The following is a 6,211-nucleotide window of genomic DNA, read 5'->3' as shown; positions in this document are numbered from 1 at the left end:
CTTTCAGTCATTCGCGGCTCCGCAACCTGTTCATCGGTTCCACAACAACGGAGACAATCCGCTCCTGCAAGGTGCCGGTGGTGCTGTTCCGCTAACCTGAAGGTAGTAATCAATGAGTGATACCCGCTTCGAAGATGTCAATACATTCTGGCAATTCGAGAACGAAGTGGCTCGCCGGTCGCGTTACGTGCGTTCAGCGAGGGCCGCGCGGTTTCTCGATGCGGTGGTGGCCACTTGCCCAAAACGTTTGAGCACGATCAGTCAAGGGACGGTCTTCTGGCGTGCCCAGATCGGACATCGCTGGACAGATGAAGTCGATGCTGGACAGCGGAATCCCTTGCCACATCCTGAGGCGCGCATGAAACCGTGGGATGACCGCGCGTACGAAGGGCGGGTGAACCCGAAAGGCATCTCCTCCCTATATTTCGCTACTGACCGGGAAGCAGCCATGTCGGAAGTGCGACCAGGGATTGGGTCTATCGTTTCGGTAGCGCGGTTTGAAGCCATAAGGGATCTCGTGGTCGTCGATTGCAGTCGCTTTGCGCAGCCTTTCGACGGGAAACATGCCGAGCTGATGAGTGACGACGTCGAAAATCAGGTTTGGTCTCATATCGACTATGCCTTCTCCCGGCCCGTGGTGCGTAGCGACAATACAGCCGGATATGCGGCGACCCAGATATTGGCCGAGGTCTTCAAGACTGAGGGATACGACGGGATAATTTACAAAACGGCATTTTCGCACGATGGCCACAACGTTGCGCTCTTTGATCTCAATTGTGCGTCATTTTTGGACGCGTCGCTTTTCCGTGTCCGTGAAGTTCAATTCAAATTCCAGGAAGCACCATAGTTGCAAACCACTTGGCGTTGGCGAAGCGATTATAATCTACCAAGAGACGAACTTATGAAAACTTATGAAATCGACAGGATGATGGTACGGTGTTTCGTCTTTATCGGCGCAGTCAACATCGTCGGATCACTCATGTTGCTGCAGGTGGGAACAACGACGAACCACGAGGCAGGATCAACTGCAATTCTTCAGATTACTACAATGGTCTGTGTCTACGCGGTGATGGCAAGCGCTTATGGCATTTCGACAACGCGTGGTGCGGAAAGGGTATTTTCTGTCTTGCTGTGTGTGATGTTCTGCGTGATGCTGAACATTGAAGCAAGAGCGGAGTTTCTCGGCATTGGCATCGTGTCTATCAGTGCGTTGATTGTTGCTGCTGCACTAACTAGCGTGATAGCTCGTGCTAACCCAAGACAAACACTGATCTGCGCATCTCAACTTCGCAACTTCGCTTTCAGTAGGAGTTCGATACTGTTTGCCGCTGCGCTGCTTGTCTATGCAATCGCGAGAACCACAGAGCGTGTAGGAGGCCAAGCTCCGGAGACCGAATGGTCCTGGTTATTGCACCAAGCGAGTTTTATGTCAGTAATGTTCCTGTTTCTTTACGCGGCATGCCCTTACATCAAGCACCACACAGGACATTAGGACTTTACCTCTGTTGTTTCCTTCACCCTTTCTCCGCTTCTCAAATTTCCCCTCGCGCGGCAAACACACCTGTCTATGCGCGCTCACCCGATCTTGAAGTTATTGCCTATTCGGATACATTGACTATTGTTGCAAACTGGGGTGATGTATACGAGGTTTCGGAAGCAATCGTTGGGGACCATTCAATGACTCGGCGGTTGCCAATATGATGCTCGACATCGATGAATTCACGGCGCTCGACGGCAAGCCTGACCACACAGCTCTCGGCCGTATCAACAGAGAAGAATTCGCAATTGTGCTGCCGGAAAGAGCGCCGTTGTTACTTCCCGTGTCGCGCTAGAACTCGAGGAAGCCATCCGCTCCTTACCGATAGATAGAAACGGCGAAACGTTTGCAGTGACTATCTCCATCGGAACCACAGTTCAAAAAAACCGCTTGTAGTCTTATAGGCCTCTCTGAAGCCGATGCAGTTTTTTAGGCCGCAAGATTGGCCGGTTGAGTTCGCGCGCTGGCCGTAGGCAACAAAGTAATCTCCGCGGCGGGCGAAAGTGCAGCGGCATAGAAAAAACAACTACACAAAAGCGATTTTCTCCGATAGTGTAAATGTATCCCCTCTATCGATGGGACGAACATCTCCGCAGCACGACGCAGCGCATCAGTATGCGCAAGCTTGGGCGTCTGTCGTGAGATGGAATTCGCCCACAGCTCCGTGCTGACGGTTTGCTTTCCAGCAAGCCGCTCTGCGTCACGCCTGCACAATTTCGTGAGGAGCGACATGGACAGAACGAGCGAAACTTACCACGCATCCCCCTTCTTGGACAACCTTGCCGACGACGCGCTCAATCCGATCGGGTCCGGGCCAGTGGCCGAATGCAGCGCGCCGGAGCGAACAGAATATCCTGTGGCCGTACCGCTCTGCTTCAAACCCGGCGTTTCTCTGGAGACGGCAAAGAGCATCCATCGTTACGCGCGCATATTCGGCGGTGCCAGTGTGAAACTGATAGAGGATGAAACCTGCTTGATGCTTGTCCTCATGGAAACACGCGACCGGAAACTCATGCTAGATCAATTCTCTGACTTCTTAACCTGACACGCGACACTCCGCGAGTGCAGTTGCGCTCAGCCCGGCTGTTAGACGCAAAACAAAGTGATAATCATCTATGGGCACGAAGCCCGCACGAAGTTTCTTAACGGCGCGTCGAGCGCGCAGGAAGCGGCAAAGTTTACATGCGTGTCATGCCCCTGGTAATTTTTGTTGACTATCTCAGACCTCTGTTACACAGAAAAAAACGCGGAGCAATCGGTCTTGAGGAGTGCAGTTTTGCAGAGTCATCCGAGAATGCGAGCGCCCAGTTATCCGGTATGTCGCGAGACAATACGCAGTCTAGGGCATCTCGGCGGCAATGGCAGATGTGAGTAAACGTAAACTGTCTTGCGGGTCCACGTGGAAGTGTGCTGGAGAATCCGGATCCTTTCCGGATAGTCGAGCAGTTCGTCACGGCAAAATTACAGGTTACACCCAACCACGCGAGTTGCGCGCTGTTGATTGTTCGGTCAGTGGCTCTCGTTAGCCACCAGTGATGAACACCGAAATATCCACGCCGGCAGTCAAAGCCTCCGCTCATGCAGTCCTATCGGAACTGGGATTCTTCGTCCTATAACGTCAAACAGATCGACAATCAGAAATTAGATTATGCGGAGATTGCAATTGACATCTGATGAACCCGACATAAAGCAGATCAACACGCTTATTGCCCGCATCCTGATCGGAAAGCCAGAGCTTACACCGCTCATGTTGCGACGAATCATCCCGAAACTCGATCACTATGACGATCAAGCTCTCGCCCAGAAGATCGAGCACCTGCGCTGCCAGAATGCCAAGCGCCGACCACTGAGGTATTGATATCTTGACATTATTGCTGAACGATCATTTCTCCGGTTACTTGCGCGGGCGATCGATTGTGTTGGTCGGAATGATGGGTGCTGGAAAAACGACCGTCGGACGGAAGATCGCCAGCATCTTGAAAATGCCCTTCATCGATAGCGACCTCGAAATTCAAACAGCATCGCGTATGTCGATCGAAGATTTGTTCGCCCGATATGGCGAGGACGAATTCCGCAGTCTGGAGCGCCGGGTCATCCATCGGATACTACAAAAGGATGGGCCGTTAGTGCTTGCAACAGGAGGCGGAGCTTTCCAGGACCAAATCACGCGGGAGACAACGCGCAAGACCGGCGTGACTGTATGGCTGAGGGGCGATCTGGAAGTTCTGTTGAAGCGCGTATCGAGGTGTTCACACCGACCGTTGCTGAGATCAGACAACCCACGCGAAGTCTTGGTCAGCCTGATGATGCAGCGCGAGCCCAACTATGCGCTCGCGGATGTTACTATACATACCGCCGACCAGCCACTCTCCACTGTCGTCGACTGTACCCTCAAAGGACTCTACCGCCACCTCGGTTTACACGTGCGACCCGACTAACTCGGCATAAAGAAAGTACTGGCGCGGCGATGGCCAGACCGATTAGAAAGCGACTCTATACAACCAGTTACGAGGCGGATTGAAGGGGAAGGGATCGACAAGTAGCACAAAGCGGAAATTTCGCAGAGCCGTCCGATTGTCGGAGGATTTCTTTTTCAAACCGCACGCTTTCGAGTGCCAGGTTTGCCAGACTTGTGGCTGCAATATCTGCGTCAGTATTCTGCTACAACCGGGATTTTTCCGAGGGCCGTCGGTACAGCGGACGTGAACCATTCCACGTTAATATCCACATCCACCGTAAATCCAGGATCAGACATAGCGATGCCGAAAGTGGTAAAAATGTCCGTACAACCAATCTAATTTGTTCATCCCGCGAATTTAGTCCGTCGTATCTACAGATTAATAGGCTCTTGCTGATTGTAAATTATTGGAATTTTTCATATTCGCCCAACCACTGCGATATTGAAATTTGCATTTGAGTTAATGCGAATTGGCTTCAAACTCCGTCATAAAATCATTCTATGAGCTGGACACCGCGACCGATATTCGACATACTTACTTGGTGCATTTTCACGGTTTTGTCGAGCGCACATGAAGTCTGGACCCCTGCGGTGGCTATGTCGGGCGCCTATCCCTCGACCAACTCTCAATCATAATTACGGAAGTTTCTGTTAGCGTCTGCGTAATCATACGCTGGACTCATTCTTCTAAAACCGTCCCATGGAATTGTTCGAAAGATAGGAGGTCGATTTGCCGTCGACTTTTCACACGCAAAAATGCTGCGTCCTGCTTGATGGGAATTATGTTGACAGATTATCGCGGCATCTCAGATTTGATTTTATTCAGTTTCAGGAGTTCATGAATCGTCGGTACCTGGTTTCTAATTACATTTATTACAGCACCGTGCCGTACTCTGATGACGAATTCCCCAAACGACGCCTGTTGGACTGGCTTTCTTACAATGGATTTATTGTCAGAGAGAAATTTGAAAGTCGACACCAACACAGAAATCGGCTGGATAGCAGTAGCGACTTATCGCTGGATATTGCGGTCTGTGCGTTGGAAACGTGCGATCACCTAGACGGCATCCTGTTCGTGACAAACGATACTGACATGCTAGCAGCCATTTCAGAATTGCAACGCAGAAGCAAATGGGTCGCCCTGGCAGGGGAACTTGGGCGTTCCGAAATCGGTATCAGCGAAGATTTGCGGCGGGCGGCAGACTTGTGCCTGCCTATAGATGCTATATTCAACGACGGCTTGAGAGAGCGGTCTCCGGATCCAGTTGCAGGTTGAATGAGATCATGACCATCTTTTTTTATGTTTAATAAGAATAGTATGCAGTTTTCACTTGAAGTTTGATCCAGTTGCCGCAATATTGCCGAAATCAACCGGACCCGTATAGCGGGTGGCTACTCCGGGCGCCTATCCCCCGGCAACCAATTTGCTCCCTCATTCTGCACAGGCTGCATCATGATGAGCATTCCGATTGGACTCCCATTATGAACTTGACGGACTGATCCAGCGCCAGCCAGCGTCGGTATCGCATGCGTTCCTGTCAAAAACGTCTGCACGTGCGCTAGCGAAGAGACATCATTATTTTTCCAACCGAGAAGTCGGTCGACGACCCGCATCCCGACGTCGCCGACGCGGAGACCTTACACGTGAATCGTGATTTTATTGACACTTTAACAACAGACTGGTTCGGCAACATCAAATCCGATGTGCTTGCTGGCCTCGTGGTCGCACTTGCCCTGATCCCCGAAGCGATTGCTTTTTCCATCATCGCTGGTGTCGATCCAAAAGTCGGCCTTTACGCCTCCTTCTCAATCGCTGTGCTGATCGCCTTCGTTGGCGGTCGTCCGGGTATGATTTCCGCTGCCACCGCCGCGACAGCTGTCCTCATGGTTACACTCGTACGCGATCATGGGCTCCAGTATCTGCTGGCAGCCACAGTCCTCGCCGGGCTTTTGCAAATAATCGCTGGCATATTCCGGCTGGGCTATCTGATGCGTTTCGTATCGCGATCAGTCATGACTGGCTTTGTGAACGCGTTGGCAATCCTCATCTTCATGGCGCAGTTGCCAGAGCTGACCAATGTGCCCACGCTCACTTATGTCCTCGTCGCTGCGGGGCTCGGCATCATTTATCTGTTTCCATATGTCACAAAGGCTGTTCCTTCGCCTCTCGTCTGCATCATTGTGCTAACAGCGCTGTCAGTCTGGTGGGGCTTTGA

The 6,211-nt window shown here is 51.7% G+C and carries 9 protein-coding genes and 2 other annotated features; all 9 genes read left to right on the top strand.

Annotated elements, in window-relative coordinates; genetic code table 11:
* On the top strand, positions 1-95 hold a 95-nt coding region (locus KWJ32_RS27520), incomplete at its 5' end, for a universal stress protein (RefSeq protein WP_148101602.1).
* A gap of 17 nt (positions 96-112) precedes the next feature.
* Entirely contained in the window at positions 113-847 is a 735-nt protein-coding gene (locus KWJ32_RS27515; RefSeq protein WP_125303352.1) for an RES family NAD+ phosphorylase, read from the top strand.
* A gap of 54 nt (positions 848-901) precedes the next feature.
* Positions 902-1,492, top strand: coding sequence for a hypothetical protein (locus KWJ32_RS27510; RefSeq protein WP_125303355.1), 591 nt, complete (start codon positions 902-904; stop codon positions 1,490-1,492).
* Between the two features lie 205 nt (positions 1,493-1,697).
* The gene (locus tag KWJ32_RS27505) at positions 1,698-1,832 is read left to right on the top strand and encodes a hypothetical protein (RefSeq protein WP_255414852.1); all 135 of its coding nucleotides are present in this window, start codon (positions 1,698-1,700) and stop codon (positions 1,830-1,832) included.
* Positions 1,833-2,267: 435 nt separating this feature from the next.
* Positions 2,268-2,582: a hypothetical protein gene (locus tag KWJ32_RS27500; protein ID WP_125303358.1), complete on the top strand. Its 315-nt coding sequence runs from the start codon at positions 2,268-2,270 to the stop codon at positions 2,580-2,582.
* A 618-nt stretch (positions 2,583-3,200) separates the two neighbouring features.
* Complete coding sequence (locus KWJ32_RS27495; RefSeq protein ID WP_125303361.1) at positions 3,201-3,395, top strand: hypothetical protein; 195 nt, start codon at positions 3,201-3,203, stop codon at positions 3,393-3,395.
* 4 nt (positions 3,396-3,399) lie between these two features.
* Complete coding sequence (locus KWJ32_RS27490; RefSeq protein WP_125303364.1) at positions 3,400-3,975, top strand: shikimate kinase; 576 nt, start codon at positions 3,400-3,402, stop codon at positions 3,973-3,975.
* Positions 3,976-4,572: 597 nt separating this feature from the next.
* Positions 4,573-4,620 (top strand) — a sequence feature (sul1 is cis-regulatory element that is thought to sense ions involved in sulfur or methionine metabolism; They are found in Alphaproteobacteria).
* Positions 4,621-4,725: 105 nt separating this feature from the next.
* Positions 4,726-5,271, top strand: coding sequence for an NYN domain-containing protein (locus KWJ32_RS27485; protein ID WP_125303367.1), 546 nt, complete (start codon positions 4,726-4,728; stop codon positions 5,269-5,271).
* A 94-nt stretch (positions 5,272-5,365) separates the two neighbouring features.
* Positions 5,366-5,417, top strand: a sequence feature (sul1 is cis-regulatory element that is thought to sense ions involved in sulfur or methionine metabolism; They are found in Alphaproteobacteria).
* Between the two features lie 222 nt (positions 5,418-5,639).
* Positions 5,640-6,211, top strand: a 572-nt coding sequence (locus KWJ32_RS27480) for a SulP family inorganic anion transporter (RefSeq protein WP_148101603.1), incomplete at its 3' end; no start/stop codon positions are given.

This window comes from Ochrobactrum sp. BTU2, assembly GCF_024539785.1.
Classification (GTDB): domain Bacteria; phylum Pseudomonadota; class Alphaproteobacteria; order Rhizobiales; family Rhizobiaceae; genus Brucella; species Brucella anthropi.
The sequence above is the reverse complement of the archived record's forward strand: the minus strand, read 5'-3'. Positions and strand labels throughout refer to the sequence as shown.

Bases quoted from the DNA above. Each gene is read 5' to 3' on its own strand.
- KWJ32_RS27510 (WP_125303355.1), top strand. From the start codon at position 902: ATGAAAACTTATGAAATCGACAGGATGATGGTACGGTGTTTCGTCTTT.
- KWJ32_RS27515 (WP_125303352.1), top strand. From the start codon at position 113: ATGAGTGATACCCGCTTCGAAGATGTCAATACATTCTGGCAATTCGAG.
- KWJ32_RS27505 (WP_255414852.1), top strand. From the start codon at position 1,698: ATGATGCTCGACATCGATGAATTCACGGCGCTCGACGGCAAGCCTGAC.
- KWJ32_RS27500 (WP_125303358.1), top strand. From the start codon at position 2,268: ATGGACAGAACGAGCGAAACTTACCACGCATCCCCCTTCTTGGACAAC.